The organism is Flavobacterium sp. ABG, assembly GCF_001027725.1.
Lineage (GTDB): Bacteria > Bacteroidota > Bacteroidia > Flavobacteriales > Flavobacteriaceae > Flavobacterium > Flavobacterium cupriresistens.
The window spans coordinates 26510-50867 of sequence record NZ_LEKS01000012.1 but is presented as its reverse complement, the minus strand read 5'-3'; the positions used below and the strand labels follow the sequence as shown (position 1 = coordinate 50867).

Annotated in this window: 18 protein-coding genes; 14 read left to right on the top strand and 4 right to left on the bottom strand. The window is 36.8% G+C overall.

Going from position 1 to position 24358, the window contains the following annotated elements:
* Positions 1-39: 39 nt before the first annotated feature.
* Entirely contained in the window at positions 40-936 is an 897-nt protein-coding gene (locus AB674_RS13550; RefSeq protein ID WP_047777412.1) for a hypothetical protein, read from the bottom strand.
* Between the two features lie 17 nt (positions 937-953).
* Positions 954-1370: a DM13 domain-containing protein gene (locus AB674_RS21910; RefSeq protein WP_053004271.1), complete on the bottom strand. Its 417-nt coding sequence runs from the start codon at positions 1368-1370 to the stop codon at positions 954-956.
* Between the two features lie 379 nt (positions 1371-1749).
* On the opposite strand from AB674_RS21910, the gene AB674_RS13540 reads away from it, so the two are divergent.
* The 9 genes from AB674_RS13540 to AB674_RS21900 all read left to right on the top strand — a co-directional run bounded on the left by AB674_RS13540 (position 1750) and on the right by AB674_RS21900 (position 12997).
* A complete protein-coding gene (locus AB674_RS13540) occupies positions 1750-2670 on the top strand; it encodes a phytanoyl-CoA dioxygenase family protein (protein WP_047777410.1) in 921 nt (306 codons plus the stop codon).
* Between the two features lie 209 nt (positions 2671-2879).
* Positions 2880-3467 carry a nucleosidase gene (locus tag AB674_RS13535; RefSeq protein ID WP_047777408.1) on the top strand — a complete coding sequence of 196 codons (588 nt, stop codon included), beginning with the start codon at positions 2880-2882 and terminating at the stop codon, positions 3465-3467.
* A gap of 1588 nt (positions 3468-5055) precedes the next feature.
* Positions 5056-7440, top strand: a complete 2385-nt coding sequence (locus AB674_RS13520) for a TonB-dependent receptor (protein ID WP_082210639.1) — start codon at positions 5056-5058, stop codon at positions 7438-7440.
* A 34-nt stretch (positions 7441-7474) separates the two neighbouring features.
* Positions 7475-8194, top strand: a complete 720-nt coding sequence (locus AB674_RS13515) for an HmuY family protein (protein ID WP_047777403.1) — start codon at positions 7475-7477, stop codon at positions 8192-8194.
* 6 nt (positions 8195-8200) lie between these two features.
* Positions 8201-9007, top strand: coding sequence for an HmuY family protein (locus AB674_RS13510; protein ID WP_047777402.1), 807 nt, complete (start codon positions 8201-8203; stop codon positions 9005-9007).
* A 14-nt stretch (positions 9008-9021) separates the two neighbouring features.
* Positions 9022-9768: a hypothetical protein gene (locus tag AB674_RS13505; protein WP_047777400.1), complete on the top strand. Its 747-nt coding sequence runs from the start codon at positions 9022-9024 to the stop codon at positions 9766-9768.
* A gap of 83 nt (positions 9769-9851) precedes the next feature.
* Positions 9852-10520: a hypothetical protein gene (locus AB674_RS13500; RefSeq protein WP_047777398.1), complete on the top strand. Its 669-nt coding sequence runs from the start codon at positions 9852-9854 to the stop codon at positions 10518-10520.
* A 237-nt stretch (positions 10521-10757) separates the two neighbouring features.
* Positions 10758-11783, top strand: a complete 1026-nt coding sequence (locus AB674_RS21905; protein ID WP_053004270.1) for a hypothetical protein — start codon at positions 10758-10760, stop codon at positions 11781-11783.
* Positions 11784-12337: 554 nt separating this feature from the next.
* Entirely contained in the window at positions 12338-12997 is a 660-nt protein-coding gene (locus AB674_RS21900; RefSeq protein ID WP_053004269.1) for a GH25 family lysozyme, read from the top strand.
* A 457-nt stretch (positions 12998-13454) separates the two neighbouring features.
* On the opposite strand, the gene AB674_RS13485 is transcribed toward AB674_RS21900, so the two are convergent.
* The gene (locus AB674_RS13485) at positions 13455-14852 is read right to left on the bottom strand and encodes an MATE family efflux transporter (RefSeq protein WP_240478093.1); all 1398 of its coding nucleotides are present in this window, start codon (positions 14850-14852) and stop codon (positions 13455-13457) included.
* 129 nt (positions 14853-14981) lie between these two features.
* Positions 14982-15590 (bottom strand): nitroreductase, encoded by a 609-nt coding sequence (locus AB674_RS13480; RefSeq protein ID WP_047777397.1) that lies wholly within the window; start codon positions 15588-15590, stop codon positions 14982-14984.
* 436 nt (positions 15591-16026) lie between these two features.
* On the opposite strand from AB674_RS13480, the gene AB674_RS13475 reads away from it, so the two are divergent.
* The 5 genes from AB674_RS13475 to AB674_RS13455 all read left to right on the top strand — a co-directional run bounded on the left by AB674_RS13475 (position 16027) and on the right by AB674_RS13455 (position 24231).
* On the top strand, positions 16027-17868 hold the full coding sequence (locus tag AB674_RS13475) for an IucA/IucC family protein (protein ID WP_047777395.1): 1842 nt from the start codon (positions 16027-16029) through the stop codon (positions 17866-17868).
* A gap of 32 nt (positions 17869-17900) precedes the next feature.
* Positions 17901-19712, top strand: a complete 1812-nt coding sequence (locus AB674_RS13470) for an IucA/IucC family protein (protein ID WP_047777394.1) — start codon at positions 17901-17903, stop codon at positions 19710-19712.
* A gap of 13 nt (positions 19713-19725) precedes the next feature.
* Entirely contained in the window at positions 19726-22119 is a 2394-nt protein-coding gene (locus tag AB674_RS13465) for a TonB-dependent receptor (RefSeq protein WP_131701546.1), read from the top strand.
* Between the two features lie 5 nt (positions 22120-22124).
* The gene (locus AB674_RS13460) at positions 22125-23261 is read left to right on the top strand and encodes a hypothetical protein (protein ID WP_047777392.1); all 1137 of its coding nucleotides are present in this window, start codon (positions 22125-22127) and stop codon (positions 23259-23261) included.
* A gap of 388 nt (positions 23262-23649) precedes the next feature.
* Positions 23650-24231, top strand: a complete 582-nt coding sequence (locus tag AB674_RS13455) for a helix-turn-helix domain-containing protein (protein ID WP_047777391.1) — start codon at positions 23650-23652, stop codon at positions 24229-24231.
* The last annotated feature ends 127 nt before the right edge of the window (positions 24232-24358 follow it).

The window sequence follows — 24358 nt, the reverse complement described above, 5'->3', positions numbered from 1 at the left end:
TGACCTTTAGAATATAAATTACCCTTCCCTATTCCACTTTTAGAATGTTGTTTTGTACCCTATCCCTATCGTATATTTTCTTGTCAAACCATCAGGTCTTACATCTCTGACTACAAATGGCGTAGCTAAAGAGAGCTCCAAACTTCCTCCTTTAAAAGAATAGGCAGAAATAAGATTCCCGTTGATCGTAAGCCCTTCGGATCCTTCTATTGCCTGTCTTGCCCCGTAAATATCTTCATAAGTATCTTCACCTAAATGATAAATAAACAGCACATTGGGTTTAAAACTAAACTTAGAATTTCTGGTTTCAATAGTATAAGTAGTACGAAAAAGCACATCGGGTCTACGTTCAAAAAGATTTGTAGTCGGAAAATCGGTTGTTCCGGAATATTCTGCTATGTATGAATTTGCATTAATATTAATCACAGGCAATTGCAGCGCTGAGATAAAATCCAGTTTTTTATACGTTAGATTGACGCTTCCTATAAAATCAAACGTCCCCAAACTACTCTGATAATCCAACGGAAGCGGGTGATCGTTTATTTTAAGATTGGAGCTGTTAAACGGGATCTTTAGCCCTGCTGTATAACTCCATTTGTATACTTTATTGAATCGTGTTTTGTAATGTGCTGTTAAAAATGCATCACCTATAGAACCTCTGTCTCCAAAACTCCCACTAGCAAAAGAGGAAGTGATCTTAGCGCTTCCTGACCATCTTTCATTAAAATTACGTGTATAAGAAATATAAGGTGAAATATACGTTACATCTGATTCTCCTGCACCAAACACAGTGCTAACTTCGATCGCATTTTTTGCAATACTATCGGTTGCATACGTATTGTTTATACTACAAACTCCTGCATCACTACAGCCTTGCGCTTTTATACCTACGTAAAAAAACATACAAACAATTAAATAGATTTTTTTTGATTTCATAATAATAGTAGGTTTAGTTAAAGTTTTGCAAAGGCAAAAAGGTGATTGAACTGCTGACAGTGTATCAATACATAGGGATAAACGGAAAGATCAACATTGTCCGGAATTCTAAAGGCTTGATTAGTACCATTTCCAAGAGATCCCAAATTGACAAAATTAACAGGGGAACTACTTTTAGAAAGATAAACTTTTAAGTCAGGACCGTTTGTGACCGTGAAATTCTCGAGGGCTAAATTGCGATGCGTACCATCGCTATAAATTTTAGCGCTTCCGGAAACGGAATGACCTGATGTGGGAGCAAAATTTCCTGACGAAGTAACCACAGCTGTCTCCGGAATTTCTACAGAGCCAACCGGTTTACGGGTGAGCTCTCCTTCTGATTCACAGGAACTCAATACTGAAATTAGAAACAATAGATAGATTGCATTTTTCATAGCGTATACTTTATATTTCAAAATTAAACACTATAAAAAAAGGAGATTGTCACCTATCTTACATTTGGGACAAGATAATGAAGAGAATATCATTATTTCTGCTCTCAAACGGTTAATTACAAAAGCTTCTACTTGTCTATTTACTTGCCGTAAAGCGCTATAAAGCTACATTGCTTTCGTATAAAACAGGTATTTATACTTTAGATCGGAAACTTAAAAAAAACTATTTTTGAATCTGCCTAAAATCTTTATCTAACTACAGCATAAAACTATCTTACGATAAAAGGAAGAATTCATTTGTGTGCTGTGAAATAAGATTTCAAAATGGTTAAAATTCGAAGTAAATTTAAATCCGCAAAACCATAAACGCTAAAAAAATATGCCTTGGACTATTCTTGAAAAACTATGGAAGCGCACTTTAAACCCATCCGGTTCTTCTGCTACAAATACTAAGCAAACCTGGGATGATGAAATTAAAACCTTATACCAGCTAGGGATTAGTATCGAAAATGTACTACAGTTTTTATACTTTGAAAAACCTGATTTCGAAACTTTTAAAGTTTGGATTAACACCAATCGGAAAAACGAAAATTCCGAGTTTGAAGACTTGTCGGCCAAAGTACTTTCAGATGAAGATCTGCAATTTTGGGACAAAAATGGTTACGTCATTGTGAAAAATGCAATTTCAAAAAAGGATTGTGAAGCTACGCAGCAGGCTATTTGGGATTTTTTAAAAATGGACCCCGACACTAAAGAAACCTGGTACAAAAGGCATGAGAATCAAAAGGGACTAATGCTTAATTTTTCGGATCATGCGACCTTAAACAGAAATCGATTGTCTCCAAGAATTAAAAAGGCTTACGAACAACTTTATAATACTAACAAAATATACAAAACCATTGATAAAGTAAGTTTTAACCCTCCTGAAACCGAAGATTTTACTTTTATCGGAAGTCCTCTTCATTGGGATACTAATTTAAAACAACCTATTCCGTTTGGACTTCAGGGACTACTTTATCTCACCGATTGTGGTGCCGATGATGGTGCTTTTCATTGTGTGCCGGAGTTTCATAACCACATAAATAACTGGCTGAATGCCCTTGAAGCCGGTGAAAACCCAAGAGAAAAGGCACTTAAAACTTTACTTCCAAAACCTATACTTGGCGATGCCGGCGATTTTATAATCTGGAACAATACTTTGCCGCACTGTGCTACACCAAACAAAGGAAAAAGTCCCCGAATGGTACAATATCTCACTTATCTGCCTGATGATTTTGTCACACTTGAGGAATGGGTTTGATTTTTATACTTCAACCTTAAAAAACAACGATCTCAATAGGTAGTCTTTGGATTAAAATACAAGAATCACTTCCCTGTTATTTGTCTGTCATTTCTCCTTTTTAAGATATCTTTTGATACTGTAGAATCAAATGGAGTGCTGCTGCATTTTTTAATATCTTTGGCTCATACTTTTTTAGCACATCGCTAAAACCAATGAAATAAAAATTAATGATACTACTAGATAACAACTACCGTTTTAATGTTTCAGAAACTCTTTTTGTTTTTGCACTGGAGTCAGAAGCTGGAAATGATTTTGACGGAATGAATAAATTGGTAACCGGTATTGGGAAAGTAAATGCTTCGATAGCATTGACCAAAGCTATAATCCATCAAAAGCCAAAATTGATCATTAACCTGGGCTCCGCCGGAAGTAGTCGTTTTAATAAAGGCGAAGTAATATGCTGCAGAAATTTTATTCAGCGTGATATGGATGTTAGAGGCCTTGGTTTTTTGGAGTACGAAACGCCACTCTCGGGTATTCCTGTCGTACTTGAACACGGTCATTCTATGGGTGGTCTGCAGGAAGGAATTTGCGGAACAGGAGACAGCTTCGAGATGAATCACATCAATGACGCCTACAATGTAATCGATATGGAAGCTTATCCGCTGGCTTTAATTGCAAAAATGGAAAACATCCCTTTTCTCTGTCTAAAGTATATTTCAGATGATGCCGGAGACAACGCTGCTGAGGACTGGACTGTACAGGTGCATCTTGCTGCACATGCCTTCAAAAAAATACTATTCCCTACTGAATAATTCGAGTTTTAAAGAGATTTGGATTAAGTAAATTTGTTTTTGAGATTAGAAGAAAAGGTTTCTCTTTGAAGTAAATCTGACAGGTTTTTGAAACCTGTCAGATTTAGTTTTTGGGGTATTAAGTCTATAACCTTTGAAGCGGTAAAAAAACGAATCCAAAATTTAGGTTACCTAAAAAAACACCAGTTTGTCATTTCGAGCGAAGTCGAGAAATCACACAAGAAATTCCGTACAGAAAAGCGCCAATCTTTGTCGAATATTGGGTGTGATTTCTCCTTCGTCGAAATGACAAATTACAAGAAATTAGATTAGAAAAAGCCTCTCTTTGAAGTAAATCTGACAGGTTTTTGAAACCTGTCAGATTTGGTTTTTGGGGTATTAGGTCTACAATCTTTGAAGTAGAAAAAAACGAATTCAAAAATTTAGGTTACCTGAGAAACACAACCAGTTTGTCATTTCGAGCGAAGTCGAGAAATCACGCAAGAAATTCCATACAGAAAAGCGCCAATCTTTGTCGAATATTGGGTGTGATTTCTCCTTCGTCGAAATGACAAATTACAAGAAATTAGATTAGAGAAAGCCTCTCTTTGAAGTAAATCTGACAGGTTTTTGAAACCTGTCAGATTTGGTTTTTGGGGTATTAAGTCTACAACCTTTGAAGCGGTCAAAAAAACGAATCTCAAAATTTAGGTTACCTAAGAAACATAAGCAATTTGTCATTTCGAGCGAAGTCGAGAAATCACACAAGAAATTCCATGCAGAAAAGCGTCAATCTTTGTCGAATATTGGATGTGATTTCTCCTTCGTCGAAATGACAAATTACAAGAAATTAGATTGGAGAAAAAGCCTCTCTTTGAAGTAAATCTGACAGGTTTTTGAAACCTGTCAGATTTGTTTTTTGGGGTATTAGGTCTACAACCTTTGAAGCGGTAAAAAAACGAATCTTAAAATTTAGGTTACCTAAGAAACACAACCAGTTTGTCATTTCGAGCGAAGTCGAGAAATCACGCAAGAAATTCCATACAGAAAAGCACCAATCTTTGTCGAATATTGGATTTGATTTCTCCTTCTTCGAAATGACAAAATTGCAAGAAATCGGGCTTGACGGGGCAACAATGTAGCTGGTCAAACTATTATATAAGATGTTCCGGTTTATACTTCTGAAAATTCAAATTCTTACAATATTCTACTCCATTTCACAACTATTCGAATAAAGAAAAAGCAATAAAACTTCCTGTTTTCTGAAGAATTAAAGATTAGATGCTACATTAAATTTAATTTTTGAATACATCCTATAATTAATTCGACGCTTTCAAACTTAGAAAAATGATTTTAGGCCTTAGCTATTTATGTTAATTTTTTCTTAAAGATATTTTTCTGTCTATTATAAAATAACACAACTAATGAATTGATTTTAAACAATTAAAACAATCTTATCTCATTTGTTAACTTAAGTTCAATATTTAACAATTTAACGCTATTTTATTAAACATGTAAAAAAAAGACTATCAATACTATTTTAATTATTATTTTTACACAGTCTAAATAAAGATAGTAGGAAGATTATTTTCCTACAACAATAATTGAAATGAAAAGCAACAAAATTACAACGTTCCTAAAAAGCGCAGCCCTCCATGTTTTTGTACTACTGTTTACCAGTATAACACATGCACAAAACAAAACAGCAATAAGTGGTATAATTCAGCATAATGGTGATCCTATTTCAGACGCTTTCGTCGAATTGCAGCCTATCGGTAAGTCCACCACAACTGCTACTAACGGTTCTTTTTCGTTTACAGAATTGCCTAATGGGGTTTACACCATCAGAATCGCAACTGCAGGCTTTAAAGACCATGTTCAGGAGATTATACTAAACGGACAAGCAATCAAACCACTGCAGATAAAAATGGAAGCTGCGATTGATTTAAAAGAAGTAAATGTAATTGGTAACAAAACAAAAAGTAACCCGGAAAACCTGATCAATGCAAAATATAGTGCCATGCCTGTAACCGTAATCGACCGCAGAACCATAGAACTTATGGGGAGTCGAAGATTGGATGAAATCCTGAAAGAGCAGACCGGAATTGCGATCGTCAATAATATTGGTGGCGGTGCAAGATCTGTGGGTGTTCAAATGCAGGGCTTTGGCAGCGAGTATATTATGGTGCTAATTGATGGCCAGCCTATGGTAGGTCGCAACAACGGGAATTTTGATCTTTCGCGAATCAGTGTTTCTAATATTGAACGCATCGAAATCATAAAAGGAGCCTCCTCCAGTCTTTACGGAAGCGAAGCGCTTGGCGGAACAATCAATATTATTACAAGAAATGGTGTGCTTGATCCTCAGCTACAGGCCGGCATTAGTTATGGAAGTCTAAATATAGTAGATGCTACTTTAGAGGGGGAAACACCATTTCTCAAAAACAAGGCTACCGCAAATATGGCCGCCAATTATTACAGAACAGACGGTTTTAATACCAATTCAAAATACATCAAAGGTACTACTTCCCCACCCTATGAGAATTACAGTCTTCAGGGAAGATCCCGCTATGAGTTAAATGAAAACAGCTTTTTAAATTTAAGCGGTCGTTATGGACTTCGTCGTTCCTACATGCAGAAAGACTTCGGACTGGGGCATGTCTCCGGAGATTACCAAGACGAACAGGATATTAATCTTTCTGTCTCGTTAGACCATCGATTTAGCCCAAATTTTAGAAGTAATACCCGTTATTATCTCACCAATTACAGGGCAGACATGAGTGTTGCCTGGCAACAAAGTAATTCGACCGCCAGTCAGGACGTCTTTAAACAGACCTTACATCGTTTTGAGCAGCAATTTTCATACAGTCCAACTAATTCATACCAAATCGTGGCTGGAATTGGTGGTAGTACAGAAAATATGAACGACGATGCGCTTACCAACGTAAATTCGTTAAACACCTTCTTTTCTTATGTTCAGGGGGAATGGACTCCATTTGAAAAACTAAAAGCTGTTGGTGGGCTGCGATACGATCATACTAATAATTTTGGAGGAAGGATCAATCCTAGTTTTGGTTTACAATATTTTATCAGTCCGAAAATAACTTTTAAGGCAGGTATCGGTACTGGTTTTAAAGCTCCGGATTTCAAGACGAATTATCTGGTTTTTTATAACTCTACCGGCAACTATCTTGTAATTGGTAATGCCGTTCTGGCACCCACTTTACAACAGTTACAGCAAGATGGACAAATTAGCGAAATCAGACAATATATACTAAATCAGACCGCGGGAAATCTGCAGGCCGAGAAAAGTACTTCTTACAATACGGGATTAACGCTGCAGCTTTCGAAAGGATTTAAGGCCGAAGGAAATTTATTCTATCATAAAATAACCAATCAAATTAACAGCATACAGGTAGCTACCGGAAGTAATAATCGCATTATTTACACGTATCAAAACCTGCCGGAAGCTGTTAATAAGGGGTTTGAACTTTCCTTTAAAGCCAGTCCAATAAAAAATCTGGAAATAAGTGCAGGTTACCAATATTTAATAGCCAAAGACCTGAGTATTAAAGACAGCATTAGTTCCGGAAAATGGCCTTATAGTCAAAACATACACGATCCTGCCACGGGAAGATCTTATAAACCAAGGCCTTCAGATTATTGGGGAATTGAGAATCGTTCTCGTCATATGGCTAATGCTACTCTTTTTTACAATCATGCGCCATGGAAGCTTAATGCCAATGTCAGGGTAAATTTCAGAGGTAAATATCCTTTTGGTGATCGCAACGGAAACCAATTCATAGACAAATATGACATTTTTGTGAAAGACTACTTCCTCACCAATGCCAGTCTTGAAAAACAGCTGTTAAAAGATCATTTGAGAATCAGACTTACAGCCGATAATATTTTCAACTATACAGATCCGCTAATGCCGGGACAACCGGGACGCATAATCCTTGCCGGTGTAACGTATCGTTTCTTTAAAGAGTAATAAAAATAATTCCACAACTTTAAATAAAATTATAATGACAACAATCCGAACTATAAAAAAGTGCTCTTTTGCGCTTCTAATACTCTCTGTACTGAGCCTAACCTCGTGCAGTAGTAACGAAGAAAATACAACTTCCGGTCTTGAAGATGGTAAAAGCATCGTAATAAAAGATCTTGCAGGTGATACCGGAGCTGCAATGGGCGATGGTACAAAAGGAAAAGAAAATCGAAACTTTCACACGTTTCTGTTCCGTTTTAGCGACCAAAAACAAATCTGGTTGCACACCAAAGCGGACTCCTTAAAATTTATGAAAACAAACGACTGGGATCTTGCATTCACCGGACCCTACAATAGCGAGGTCTTTATCAACAATGCGAAGTATCAATACAATCCCGGTTTTGAAGGACCAGCAGCAAATACAGCAGTAGTACTGATCAACGAAGCGTATCAAAACGTAGATAAAGCACCTGCCGATGCTGATTTTAACAACAGTGATATCACTAAAATAGGATGGGCATCCTCAGAAAGTTCACTTGGCTGGTTTTACTACAGTCTAAGTACTCACATCATGCAGGCGATACCAAATCGTACCTATGCCATTAGACTGCCGGACGGCAAATATGCAAAATTGCAGCTTATAAACGCCTATAAAGGTAATCCGCCAGCAGTGACCGATCTTAACTGGCCTGCCCCCTATTTTACCTTCAAGTACTTCGTGCAAAATGATGGTAGCAAAAATTTAAACACAAAATAATATCCCATGAAAAAATTTGAAGTTCCAACAAAGAAATTCACCAAAAGCATACTGACACTTTTACTGATTACTTCCCTATTTACTGCCTGTTCCTCTGATGAAAACAAAACAGAAATACCGGAAAAAGAAACCGGAGGAAATCCGGGAACACCCCCTGCTAATAATGCCTTGTTTTATAAAGTTACCCGTGTAAAAAATTACCAGGGTAGTACTTCCGATGAGAATCCAACGAAACCTTCAGCAACTTTGTATTACAGTCTTGAGGACAACAAAGCGGTAGATGGATCTTATGTAAAAACACGCAAATGGGATTTAGCCTTTGGTGGTCTTTACGCCAGTTTTTTGTCTGGAAATAATGGCAGCGATACCAAAAACAATGGATTTCAAGCAGGCGGTTCCGGTGGAATTATGATCGTAGCCAAACACTTTGATCAAGTCGTTGATATACCGGCAGACAGTCAGTTTAAAACGGGGGTAGACCTTATTGGTACAGATGATGCCGGCTCCTTTGGTAATGGAATTGGCTGGTATCTATATGATTTTGGTGGCGATGTTTTGGGCAACAACGACCCAAAGAAAGCACACGTGGCTTATGCTCTCGGAGAATCGCTTAAAACAACCAAAGGAACAGTGATTCCTGCAAGAACTATTATCCTTAAAACTGCAAATGGCAATTATGCTAAAATTAAAATGATCTCGGTGTATAAGGATGTCTATAATCCGGCGGAATGGTTTAAAGACACCCCTCATATGTTCTACACTTTCGATTACGTATTAGTGCCAGCCGGAAGTACCAAATTTGAAATTAAATAAGCTATCCAATTACTATGAAAACCAAAGTTGACCATTTTAAAGGAGTTTTATTTTTGATGTCTTTTACCATGCTCGCATTATTAACCGCATGTGATAATGAGGAAGAGCGATGGACAGATGTTAAAGGAGAAACTAAAACCGAAATTATAACCGATCTTGACGCCAGGCGAATTGTATCTTTTCGCGTTACCAATCCCGGCGAAGCTCAAGCTATACATAGCGCTGTAAATAATCTTGAAAAAACCATTACGGTATATTTACCGGCCTATTACGAATATCAATACCTTGAAGTAGCGGTAACATTACCTGCAAAAACTACTATTTCACCGGCTACCACTGAACTTCTTCCTGTTTTTAGTAAAGAGCCTGTTACCTACACCACAAAAGCGGCAGATGGTACAACAGCGGTCTACACGGTTAAAATTGTAATACAACAACCTAAGCTAATCGTAGAGGAAGTGTCAGATGGATCCCCGGATTTTACTATAAATACGAATACTTCGGTAACGGTACTTGGAGAAAATTTCCTTCCGTCTTATCAGGTAACCAAATTATTTGTAGTTGATGCACAGGGAAACAAAAAGTGGCAAATGAAACAGTATAATGATGGAGTCGACATTGGCAGTTATTATGCATGGTATGTTTTCTTTGACGATCTCAACAATTTACCAACGCTTCAGCCCAATACCGATTATTGGTTTATGATGGAAAGTTATCAAACCACGAAAACAATGAAACTTCCGTTTAGGATAACCAATTAAAACTTTTTAAAATAAAAAATGCCTGTCCTTACTGCAAGTGGTACAAAAATGAGCCAATTAACCCTATTAAAATTAAATATATTATGAAAAAAATAATCTTTTCAATTATAGCATTGGCTGCTATTTCACTTACATCTTGTAGCTCTGACGACCAAACTACTGATTTACAATCGCAAGCAAGTGCTCAAAAAGAAGCGACTAATAAAACGTCTAAAATAGCAGCACTTTGTACCGTTACTAATGCAACTGTTACGGTTACCAGAACGGCAGCACCATCGTCTACTTACACCAACTGGACTCCTGTTGCCGCTACAATCGGTGGCGTAAATGTACAGTGGGAAGGTATCTACGGAGGTTCTATCCGTCCTGTAGGTAATACAGACAGATGGTACGTAGGTACTGTAGCTTTAAACCAAACTTGTGCAAACTGGAATAGCTGGAATTCAAGTATTGTGGTTAAAAACGTTTCTACAAATGTTGGTACATCACCAGCGGATCCATACAATGTATTAGGATATAACGGAACTATTTCAGGATTTAACTACGGTTTAGGATATTATTCTTATAACATACTTACACATGTTATGACACCTTCAAAAGCAATTGTGATCTGGAAAACGACTTCAGGTACAAATTCACAATCTGTTACAAGTCCTTCAACTGCAACAGAGGCATACCTTGTTAAAGTAACTGCTGTTACTCCGGGAGCTTCAAACAGTGTTGTAACTTATAACTGGACACAAGTAAAATAATTAATAACAATATAAAAAAACATGGGATCATAAAACTGCTAGAGAAAATTGTAATAAAAGCTGACCGGCTATCCATTGCATAATTACTTTAACGACTTATTCCCCCATGGCTTAAAAACGGCTTTATAAAGTTACCGCAAACATTGTAAGTGCAGGCATTTAAAAAAATACACAGACTTAATCAATAAGCTGCAAAATTAATAAAATTATTTAAAAAATTAAATAAACAATACCATCATGAATAAAAGAAATACTGTCAACCTCCTTTTGTGTAAGGCTGCGACACTTTTTTCAGCACTGTTATTTTTCTCTTGTGACACCGAATACGTAGATAAAATAAATGATATTCCGGGCGATGTGATAAAAGTTCCGGGATACAACCAAATTGAATCCTTCATCATAAAAGATGCAGAAAACAATACTTTGAGTGCTGCCCTGACAGAAAACGAGATCGTGATTACCTGGAGCAATTATATGACCCTTCCGGAAACTATCAAACCGACTATTATTCTTGGTCAGGAAGCTGTTATTGCTCCTGCATCAGGTACAGAAATTCCTTTTAAAGACGGGGCTCTGTTTACCGTTACTTCAAAAGCCGGAACAAAAAAACAGTATACACTAAAAATTGACTTAAGACAAAAACAACCCAGAGCCTGGACAGCACATCATCCCGAAACACTGTATAAAGGTCTTTTGCAAAGCCAGGTAAACAATGGTCAGACCGATCATATAGACAATTTATGGCTAAGCCAAAAAGAAACAAAAGTTTACTTCGTTGCCGCCACTGACCAAAAAGAATATACCGCAGAAACCGTCTATGTAGGCAAAGGAACCGGTACTTCGCCGTTTTTAAATTATGGTGTCTATTACTTTCTTCCAGAAAACATGCCTAATGGTAAGTACGATCTTCGTATAAAAAATGGAGCCTATACGTTGCAAAATTCAATTGTTGAAAACAGATTTAAAATTGAAATTGCAGATTCTCCGGATTTTAACGTCGAAAGATATGGTTTTCCTGCCTCTAAAAATAAGGGAGAAACTATTGAAGTCAGAGGTAGTCAATTGAACACCATTACGGCAGTAGAGCTTTTTAACTATGAAGATCCAAATGTGGTTTATCCACTGGAAATTGTAAACGTTACTTCCTATAAAGCTGTTTTTAAAGTACCTGCCAATACACCTCCTGGCGAATACTTTGCGATGAGGTACAAAAGAGGGAACTCTGATCCTACAGAGACCTATAGCCCTGTTACAATTAAGTAAACTCCAATACAAAAACACTTTATAACATCCTTTGGCAAGTAAGACTGTCAAAGGATTTTTTCTTTTTATTCCGGGAAAATGTTTCGAATTTTAATTGAAACCTTAACCCTAAAAAACCTATTGAATCCAGCGTCTCACATCAAAAAACAAAAATGTTTTTTATAATTTCTTCTCGTTAGATCATACCCAATTTCATCATTAGGAACATACTTTAGATAGTTCTGCGATCTCATCTTTGCTATTTATAAAAATTTTCAGGAGACACTTCCATAATTATAAATTAAATCCTTTCGATTATTCATCTTTTTACTCACCTTGCTGTTATTAGTCTTTTATTTACAAAAACATTCAAAACAATAAAAAAAGGTTAAGATCTCTTGCATAAATATATTCATTTTTAATAGTTTAACTCTCTTTAACCTTTATACGTTTTGCCAATATAATTTTACTATTAATTACTTTTAATCCGTTCAAATCGACCCTAAAACAAGTAATCATCATGCATCACATCTTACTATTAGAGAAGAAGGAATAAACCCATAAAAGCAATAACAATGAGCACAGCTGAGCCCGTAAACAATAACTTCACCGTGTTTGGTATTGATATTTCAAGATACCAAGGAAATGAAATCAGTTTTCTTACTAAACAAACCGATAAACTCTCTTTTGTAATTTGTAAAGCAACAGAAGGAATAACCTATACAGATTCAAATTTCAGCACCAATTGGCAGGCCATTCAAACAAAAGGCTATGTTCGCGGCGCTTATCATTTTTATCATTGCAATGACGATCCGGCAAAACAAGCCGCTCATTATCTGCAAACTGTTGGATCCATTCTAGACACCGACTTCCCTCCTATTGTCGATTTTGAAGGGGTAAGCATCGATCCCGGAATTAATAGCGAAAATATCCAACCCAACTTATTACAATTCTTAACCTTACTACAGCAAAAAACAGGGAGAAAACCTATTTTATACACCACCAACAATACCGCAAATAAATACCTGACTAACCCTGAATTTGCCAATTTCTACTTATGGATTGCAGATTACAGCAACTCTTTAGCCTTACCGACTATATGGAAATCAACAGGCTGGATACTTTGGCAAAAATCTGCAAGCTACATGTTGGATGATCAATTAAATGATTTTGATGTATTTAATGGGGATGCCAATGCCTTTTCAGAATTCATCCAGTCCAGTAAAATTAAGTAAACGTATGGTTATGGATCAAGTCCAAAAGTTGTGGAGACGGATAGAATTTTTTCGCCACGAATTACACGAATTTTTACGAATTATTTTTTTTGCGTCCCAAAATGGATGAAATCATTTTAGACCTTTAATCGGTGCCAAATAAATAATTCGTGAAAATTCGTGGCAAAACAACCTATTAATCAATAACTTAAAAATAGTGTACGGCAAGATTAAAATAATTAGATAATCTGTGAAAATCTTTTCAATCAGTGGCAAAAAAAATTCGTGCCAATTCGTGAAATTCGTGGCAAAACAACCTATTAACCAATAACTTAAAAACAGAGCAAGACAAGATCAAAATAATTAGATAATCTGTGCAAATCTTTTCAATCAGTGGCAAAAATAATTCGTGCCAATTCGCGAAATTCGTAGCATAAACAACCACAAAATCTACCCCCCTTCAATTGATCAAACTATTTTACAACTCTACCGTTTTCCATTTCCCGGTTCTAAAAACAAGTACACTACTGGTTGCAAGCACAATTTCGGAGATCAAAATGGCAATAAAAATTCCTTTTGGTCCCCATTCGTAATACATGCCCAGTAAATAAGACAAAGGAAGCTGGATCATGTAAAACATAAGGATGTAAAGCATCGTTACCGTATTTACACTACCCGCCGCATTTAAAGCACGCGAAATCACCATGGTATAACCGAAGAAAAAGTAAGCGATAGCCATGTATTGCAGGTAGGTACTTGCATAGGAAAGAATTTCTTCATCATGTGTAAAAAAACCGGCCAGCGCTTTAGCGTAAAACAGTAAGAAAATAGCAATCAGTCCAAGGAAACACATATTAAATGTCCCTGTTTTCCATACCGAGGCTTCTGCCCTTTCCGGTTGTTTTGCTCCAAGATTCTGTCCCGTTAATACACCGGCAGCATTTGCAATACCATATGCCGGTAAAACACTAAACATGATGATACGATTAGCAATGATATACCCTGCCAGTACATTTTCGCCCAGTTTTGCAACGATCACAATCATTAAAAATCGGCTTGAAGAAGGTACCAGGTTTTGAATCATCCCTGCTGTTGCCAATTTTAGTATGCGTTTCATCAAGGCAGGAACCATCTTTAACTGTCGTTTTCCTATGCTAATTGTGGTATTGTTTCTAAAAAGATACCACAGCTGATAGGCTACGCTAAAGACATTTGCAATCACCATAGCTACGGCAGCTCCTAATAAACCTAATTTAGGAAAGGGTCCTAATCCAAAAATCAGTACGGCACACAAAAATCCGTTCAGAATATTTGAAAAAGCCAGCGTTCGCATCGCCATAGAAGCGTCACCCGATCCTCTAAAAACCCCATTAATCAAGATACGCATAATCATAAAAATCAGTCCTGCGAACATCGTTTTAGAAAAAGTATTGCCATAGGTAACCAGATGTTCCGATCCACCGGCAAAACGCATAATCTCCTGATTAAAAATTACGGCCAGAACACTACAGATGACGGAAAGAAAAATTCCAAGATAAATGACCTGCATTGCTGCCTGTCCCGCTCTGCGCGGTTTCTGTTCCCCAACTCTTCTTGAAATCATTGCTGTGGCTGCAATACTCAAACCCATCGCCACTGATTGGATCAGAATCACTACAGAATTGGTAATTCCAACCACCGTTATGGCATTTTCGCCAAGACTACTTACAAAAAGAAGATCTACTAAAACGAATAGAGACTCCATACTGAGTTCTAACATGGTGGGTACTGATAACAGGAAAGTTGCTCTGTTGACATTTCCTGAAGTAAAATTCTTTTCAGTTCCTTGCAATGCAATCCTGAATAAAGTAACTATTGAACGTATTTTTACTAGCACAATTATGGGTTTAAAAGAAAATATTAAAATTTATTTATTGTTGAATGTGAATATCTGTGACACTTTCGGTACTGTTGTAATTGCATAAGATAAGTTTCGGCCGTTTTTTAAGACGCTTTGAAACCGGCCTTATCTAAACCTCGAAACTTTTTTGTCTATCGTGGTTCTTCTTTTTGTTACAGAAAGTGCCGAAGCATCAGGATAGCCAATAAAAAAGAGTCCTAGCGACTGCTCATTAGCTTCCAAACCAAAGCTTTTCACGTATTCAACTGCAGCACCACTTGAATCCCAATAAGAACCCAACTCAAATGAAGTGGCACTTAGGGCCATGTTTTGCACGGCACAGGAAACAGCAGCCACTTCCTCCCATTCCGGGATAGTAACTTTGGTACTTTTAGAAAGTACCACCCCAATTAAACAAGCTGCTTTAAGCGGGTATCCTTTCAGATAATTATACTTTGCCGTTCTTTTGTCGGCATCGGAGAGTTCTTCATAGAGATGCTTGTAATAAGTAACCATATACTCTCCATACTTTTCAAGTTGACTATCGGTGAGCACAATAAACCTCCAAGGCTCAGTCATTTTATGGGTAGGTGCCCATGTGGCGTTGGTCAGTATCTCATTCAATACAACTTCGGGTAGGCTACCCCCTATATAGGAATCTGCATAAATACTTTTTCTGGAACGAATTATTTGGGTTGCCACTTCAGATGAAGCGGCTATTTCACTTTTTTCCATGAATGTTGTGAGGATTAAAACAATAATTAGATAAATTAAGTACGAAAAATATGTAAATATATTTTGCTATTTAAATTTATTATAAATAGCTTTGCTGAGCAAAATTAGTTATTTATAATTAGAATAAATAAGAATAAAACAAATGTATGTAGTAATTTTCATAAAAACAACAGAAATGAAATTATCTCAGAAATAAAAAACTACCCGTTTCCTTAACCCAAAAAAAAGCTAAACACCTAAAAAAACAAGTGTCAAATAGTCAATAATTATTTTATAGTTATGAAAAATAAAACCGCCCGATCCTACTTATCAACAGTGTCGATCACCAACAAACTACAATCTGTAAACCCCAACCGATATACCACTTAAAAAAACCTTTTCTACTCTTAAAAGAGCATCACAGAAAAGCCAATTATATCAATTAAACTACACCACAATGCAAGAAAAATCCACAATACAAAGACATGAAAATGGTCAATTAAATCCTCAACTTGCCGCATCACATCTTCAACCGGAAATATGGGAAAAAGTAAACAGACTCCAACTAAGAAAAATGTTATGCGAGTTTTCACATGAATTATTACTTATCCCTGAATTAAAAGATACTCAAGGAATATGGGGGCTTTACAGCCTTAGTACCCAAGATGGAGTAACCGAATATCAGTTTAAAGCACAACTACTGGCTTTAGATCATTGGTATATTGACAACAACTCTATTTCTAAAACAACAAACGAACAAACCGAGCCTCTTGATGCTATAGCATTTTTACTTGAATTTACAGAAGAATTAGGCTTTTCTGAATCAAATCTGCCTACTTACCTGGAAGAAGTAATCAGTTGTCTATACGGCAGCGCTTATATGCAAACCAACAGCGAACTTACAGCCAAAGATTTGACAACAGCAAGTTATGCCGATGTTGAACATGCCATGACTGCCGGACATCCTTGTTTTATAGCCAACAGCGCTAGGATAGGTTTTGATGCAATAGATTATCAAAATTATAGCCCTGAAGCTGCAAAACCACTTTCTTTAGTTTGGGTTGCCGGTCATAAAAGCCACACCGAATTTACCAGTATTCCTCCCCTTAGTTACCGTCAGGTGATGGAACAGGAATTGGATACAGATCTAAAAGCATCTTTTGATTTGTTGCTTAAAGAAAAAGAACTCGATCCACAAGATTATATTTACTTCCCAATTCATCCATGGCAATGGCACAATAAGCTGATTTATTTATTTGCACCCGATATTGCTACATCAAAATTAGTTTGTTTAGGTGATAGTAATGATTTGTACATGCCACAACAATCGGTGCGTACCTTTTTTAATGTAAGCGATAACAAACGCTTTTATGTTAAATCGGCACTTTCTATTCTGAACATGGGCTTTATGAGAGGATTATCTCCTTATTATATGCGAACAAACCCACCGATTAGCGAATGGGTTGCGAATCTTGTTGAAAATGATGCTTACCTGCAGAAAAAAGGGTTCACCACATTAAAAGAGATTGCTACAGTGGGTTATACCAATACTTATATTGAAGAAGCAATAAAAATTGATTCTCCTTATAAAAAAATGCTGTCTACGCTTTGGAGAGAAAGCCCGATGGATAAAATAGCAAACGGAGAACGTCTGATGACTATGGCCGCTTTACTGCATATCGATACAGAAGGAAACTCATTGTTGGCAGAATTAATCAAATCTTCTCCTTTGGATGCAAAAGCATGGATTCAAAGTTATTTGCAAGCTTATCTAAGTCCACTTTTACATTGTTTTTACTACCATGATATGCGTTTTATGCCACACGGCGAAAATCTGATTTTGGTATTCCGCGACAATGTTCCGGTCAGAGCCATTATGAAAGATATTGGTGAAGAAGTAGCCGTTGTCAATCAGGAAAAAGAACTGCCTGAAACGGTAAAACGAATCATCATCAATGTTCCTGAGGACCTTAAAATCCTGACTATTTTCACACAAATATTTGACTCTTTCTTCCGATACCTGAACCACATATTGGTAGAACATGTTAATCTGCCGGAAGAAGATTTTTGGGGTCTTGTAGCGGACTGTATTACCGAATACCAATCCGAATATCCTGAACTGGAGGATAAATTCAGAAAGTATGATTTGTTCGATTCAGAGATTATTAAAACCTGCTCTAACAGACTGCAAATGCAAAACAGTTCAAAGATGCTTGATGCGACCAATCCTTTCAAGAATCAAAAATTTGCCGGTACCTTAAAAAATCCACTTTCTGTTTATCAGACCAAATTAATCTAGTCCCTCTTTAAAAACTATAATACGCTAAAACCATGAATATAGATACGCTGATCTCTCCAATACAAGCATCCGAACATTTAGAAAAATCCGTTTGGAACAAAGTAACCCGTCTGCACCTTAGAAAAATACTTGCCGAATTCTCTCATGAACGTCTTGTAATTCCTAATTTAATCGAAAACAAAGACGGCTGGGGAATCTATCAACTTAGCAGTTCAGATGAAAAAAATACTTATCAATTTAATGCTAAAATACTGGCTTTAAACCATTGGTATATTGATACTGATTCTATTGAAAAATTTACTGAGGGTGAAACTGCTGCATTAGACGCGCTTAGTTTTATCATCGAATTTAAGGCAGAACTGGGAATTCCTGAGGAATCTTTACCGGTTTACCTGGAAGAGGTCTGCAGTACATTGGCCGGAAGTGCTTACTTGCATTATTATGGCAAACCAAACTCAAAGGAGTTATTAAGTGCCGGCTATCAGCAAACGGAATCTACCATGACCGGTCATCCACGTTTTATTGCCAATAACGGAAGAATCGGTTTTACTTCCAGTGATCACAGAGAATACGCTCCCGAAGCAGCAGCGCCGTTCTCTCTGGTATGGCTTGCGGGGCATCGCTCTACTGCTGTTTTTACTGCCGTACTACCTTTGGATTATGATAAAGTAATGCTACAGGAACTTGGCGAAGAAACTTTAAAAAACTTTAACGATCAACTCCTTGAAAAAGGTTTAAATCCAAAAGATTATTTCTTTATGCCGGTGCATCCATGGCAATGGTTTAATAAATTATCTAATATCTTCTCAGCCGACATTGCTACGAATCGTTTGGTTTGTATGGGATACAATGAAGACAAATACCAACCACAACAATCTATACGAACTTTTTATAATATCACACATCCCGAAAAATTCTATGTTAAAACGGCAATCGCTGTACTGAACATGGGCTATGTACGTGGCTTATCGCCTAAATTTATGTTGTCTAATCCGCCAATCAACGAGTGGATTTATAACCTGGTAAAGGATGACCATTATTTACAGTCAAAAGGTTTTATCATCTTGAGAGAGATTGCCAGTTTAAGTTTTGCACATCAGTATTATGAAACAGCAGTCCCGGGTGACACACCTTATAAAAAAATGTTTGCCTGTTTGTGGAGAGAAAGCCCGGCAGACAAAATTAGCGGTAACCAACGTTTGGTTACCATGGCGTCACTGCTTCACATTGATAATGAAGGGAAAGCCTATCTTCCTGAATTGATCCAAGCATCGGGTTTAACCACTTCTAATTGGTTACGTCAATACTTTAGCTGTTATTTGAGTCCATTACTTCACTGTTTCTACAAATGGGACATGGTCTTTATGCCGCATGGAGAAAATCTAATCCTTATTCTGGAAGATCATAAAGTCGTAAATGCCATTATGAAAGATATTGGTGAGGAAGTTTCGTTACTAAACTGCAGTTTAGAAATTCCTGAAGAAGCTTTAAGACTTGCTGTTACTGTTCCTGACGAACGCAAAACACTGCCTTTATTTACACAAGTATTCGATTCTATCTTCCGATTTATTGCTGCAATACTTGTTGAACATGCCGATTTCCCGGAAGATAAGTTTTGGAAACTTGTAGCAGAATGTATCTTAGATTATCAAGCTGCACATCCTGAATTCAGTGAATCTTTCAAGAAATTCGACTTGTTTGTTGATGAATTCAGTCCTGATGCCTTAAATAAATTACAACTGAATAATAATAGACAGTTAAGAAATCGCGCCAATCCATTTGAAAACCTGCCTTATATCGGTATTGTAAAAAACCCTGTAACTCCATTTTACACTAATAAATAAAAAATCAATTTTCGTGAATTATTTTACAACATTAAACAAATACATACCCACCCTACTCTTTACTGCTGTGTTCTTTTTATTGTCCTTACATACACAAGCGCAACAAAGCCAATCCGGCACCATCAAAGGTCAGGTTATGACCGAAGATGGAAAAAAAGTGCTGTACGGCACCGTTAGCCTAAATGGAAAATACAGTGTTAAATTAGATAAGGACGGTTGGTATGTATTTGATAAGCTTACTTCGAAAACAAATACCATTACAGCAAGTATTATGGGATTAGCCTCTCAGACAAAAACGGTAACCCTAAATACAGGAGAAGAAATTATTCTGGACTTTACCCTTACCGCTGATGCTGAATCCTTAAATGAGGTTTTTATTGTCGGAAACAAATACAAAATCACTTCTAAAAAGAACAGTGAATATGTGTCGCGACTTCCAATCAAAAATCTGGAAAATTCACAGGTTTATAGTGTGGTAGACAAGGAACTTATTAAAGAGCAAATGGCTTTAACGGTCGAAGAATCTTTTAGAAATGTTCCGGGAGCTGCCCCTGCAAAAACCGGAGCGGGAATGCCTTCTTTTTTCTCGAGAGGTTTTCAAACCAGTGAAAATTTCCGTAACGGGATGGCGACTTATCTGCGTACAGGTGTAGATCTTGCCGCTGTAGAACGTGTGGAAACTTATAAAGGACCAAGTTCTACACTTTTCGGAGCGCAAATGACCTCATTTGGAGGAATTGTAAATTATATCACCAAAAAACCTTATGACCATTTCGGAGGTGAGATTGGCTATACAATGGGAAGTTGGGACTTGAGTCGTGTGACCTTAGACATCAATACTCCGGTTAAAGATGCGGAAGGTTTATTCGTGAGGTTAAACGTTGCCCGCCAGACCGAAAACACTTTTCAGGATCAGGGCAATAGTACTAGTTTACTTATTGCACCAAGTATTACCTATCAGGTATCCGATCGTTTGAAATTTACATTGAATGCTGATTTCCAAAGTGTACAGGGAATTGCTCCTGGTGGGTGGATGGTTTCTCCGACATTAGGCGTAAACAGTTTCAACCATCTTAATCTCGATTACCGTATCTCACTTAACGATAACTCTCTCGTAAGTAAACAAGGTTCTACCAATGTATTACTTGAAGCGGAATACAAAATTTCTGATCAATGGACTTCTCAATCCCGATATGCTTACGGTGGAGGTAATTATGACGATTTGTATATTTTTGACTTTATCTGGCAAAATAAATCATCAGTCGATCGTTTACTTAGAACATTCACTGATGAAAAGAGTATTAGAAAAAACTTCCAACAAAATTTTATAGGAGATTTTAAAATCGGTAATTTCAGAAACAGACTTGTTGTCGGTTTCGACTATTTATCCAGCTTTAGATCGACCCGATACGACGGACTAGGCTATGGCGGAAAGGTTTTTGAACCGGCAAATCTGGATGATCTAGGTGCAACACCTGTAATTAGAATAGAGGATGTTGAATCTGTTTTAGCCAAAAGAAACACAGGTCAGAACCAGACAAAAGAATCTACTTATAGTGTTTATGCTTCGGATGTATTCAACGTAACAGACCAGCTTTTAGTTATGGCCAGTTTACGTGTCGATCGTTACATTGGAGATGGTACAACAAATACAAAATCTCGTACAACGGTTGGAAACTACAATCAAACTGCATTCTCTCCTAAATTTGGTCTGGTATATCAAATACTGGAAGATAAACTATCTGTTTTTGGAAATTATATGAATGGTTTTAAAAACATCGGTACTAAGGAACAACCGGATAAAACAATTTCTGTTTTCAAACCTCAGGAAGCGGCACAACTGGAAGGTGGTGTTAAGTTGGATTTCTCCGATAAAATCAATGCTACTGTAAGTTATTATCAGATTGATGTCACTAATAGTTTGAGAAATGAAGTTACTCCACAAGGAACTTTTGTTATACAAGACGGAACACAAAAAAGCAAGGGAGTTGAAATAGAAGTTATAGGAAGACCTTTTTCAGGTTTCAACTATGTAGCCAGTTACGGTTATAATGACAATGAGTTCACTAAATCAGCAGCAAATGTAGCGGGTAAAAGAGCGGCAGGTACTCCAAAAAATGTCGTTAATCTTTGGGCAAGTTACACTATTGTGAAAGGTAAGGCTCAGGGCTTAGGAATGGGAATAGGAAATTCTTATGTTTCAGATGCCTTTATTGACAACACCAATACCTTTACCCTTTCTTCTTATAATCTTCTTGATGCAACCCTGTTCTACAATCGTCCGAAGTATCGAATTGGTATTAAAGCCAACAATATTCTGGACAGACAATATTGGGTAAGTGACGGTTATTATGCACGTCCGCAAAAGCCGAGCAATTTTATGATCAACTTTACCTATAAATTTTAATTAAAATGGACTCTATCGATCAGCGCACTTTCCAATCCCGTAGAATACTGTTGGGGGTAGTTATGACTTTTGCCATTCTGGATCATACCCGATTGTTTTTCCATTACTGGAACACCAATCCGGCTGATTTGGATCATACTACTTTCTCTTTGTTTTTTACGCGATTTATATCGCATTATTTTGCGCCGGCAGTATTTTTTATAGCCGGTATTGAATTATTCCAGTGGATGGGTAAAAAGACAAAAAAACAAAATATATGGCCTTTATTCCAGTTGGGCAGTGTGCTGATCCTTATTGAAATTTTCATAAACAATTTCTTGTATACGTTTGACCCTTACTACCGCACGATTGGCGTTTTTATCATCGGTTCATTAGGGTTTTGCTTATACTTTATGGCGGGTTTACAATACTTAAACAGAAATTGGATCTTAGGGATCAGTTTAATTATTCTAATCGGTCATCATGTATTAGATTCTATACAAATGAAAGGAGATTCGCCAAATGCTATCCTTTGGTATTTGTTACACCAGCAAAAATTTATACCACACAATCAGAGTTTATATATCGTAAATTATACCTTACTTCCTTGGCTTGGTGTTTTATTATTGGGGTATTTTTGGGGGTTCTTTTGCAGATCTGAAAGTTCTCCTGTACTTCGAAAAAAGGTATTGTTGTACAGTGGTTTTATCCTGATAGCGGCATTTTTTGTATTGCGAGGCCTAAATGGCTACGGAGAATCTATCCCCTGGAAAACAGGAAGTTCTTCACTCCTGAGCGTGTTATCGTTTTTCAATCTTACGAAGTATCCGGCTTCACTGGAATTTCTCGCAATTACACTTGGTCCAATTTTTCTGTTTCTGGCCTATGCCGAAAACTGGAAAAACAGAGTCGCTCAATTCTTTTTTACTTTAGGACAGTTTCCTTTGTTTACTTATCTCTTCAGTACGCTTATTATACATTTAGCAGCCATGGCTTGGTTGTTTTTTAATGGAAAATCATTGCAAAATATGGTCATAACAACTGCTTCTTATGGTGCTAAAAGTCCATTACTTAATTATGGCTACTCTTTAGGTATCGTTTATCTGCTGTGGCTTGTATTTGTTCTGATCTGCTATTTTGTGGTAAAAAAAATTAAAGCTTAAATAGTTATATCATCGAAGTCTCATGCCTTACTTTCTGTAGTTTTGTTATTTCGACGAAGGAGAAATCACACAAGAAATTCCGCAAAGAAAAACGCCAATCTTTGTCGAATGTTGGATGCGATTTCTCCTTCGTCGAAAGGACAAATTGGAGAGTGTAATTGTATAAACAAGGTATGTATGTTTTAGACAAACTAAATTTTCGCATTCCTTTTTTACTACGCCACAGGTTTTGCATTTGATCCGGTAAAACAGTTCCACTAAGATTCAATACAAAAATTACAAATAGTAAACTCTTAAGAATAAAATATAGTCATCCTACACCAACTAGCACGAATTATTTTTTTTTAATTCAAGTTAAATTTGCATATTCGTAAGAAATACAAAAAGAATGGATGATTATTTAATTGGAATTGGTAAACGAATAAAAGACATTCGCAAGAACAGTAAAAAAACAATTAGCACCGTTGCCAATGCTGCCGAAGTTAGTAATGGACTAATATCGCGCATTGAAAACGGAAGAACAATTCCTTCCCTTCCTGTTTTATTAAATATCATTAGTGCATTAGAAATTGAAGTTTCGGCCTTTTTTGAAGGAATGCCTAAACCCTCGGGGCAAAATTACATGGTATCCCGTGCCGAGGAAAATTCCATTATCGAAAAAGAAGATGATGCAAAAGGTTTTACTTACCAATATATCTTTGGCAAACAACTTTCGTCTATCGGATTTGAAGCTGTTTTATTAGAAGTAAAACCTAACTCACAAAGAGAAAAAGTCGAAACGGATGCTTACGAATACAAATACATGCTTTCGGGAGAATGTGTGTATATCATAGGCGATGATGAAGTGTTGATAAAAGAAGGAGATTCGATCTTTTTTGACGGTAGAATTCCACATGTTCCTGTAAATCGCAGCACAACAACCGCCAAAATGTTGGTATTATACTTCTTTTTTAATACCCAGAGAGATTAAAAACGGAATCAAGTCTTAGAGTCTTATTAATCTTTTTTATCACGCAGATCTAGCAGATTCTGCAGATTTTTACAATAGAACTGATAAAAAAATTCGTTACCAGAACAATAACAAACAGACAGCGCAA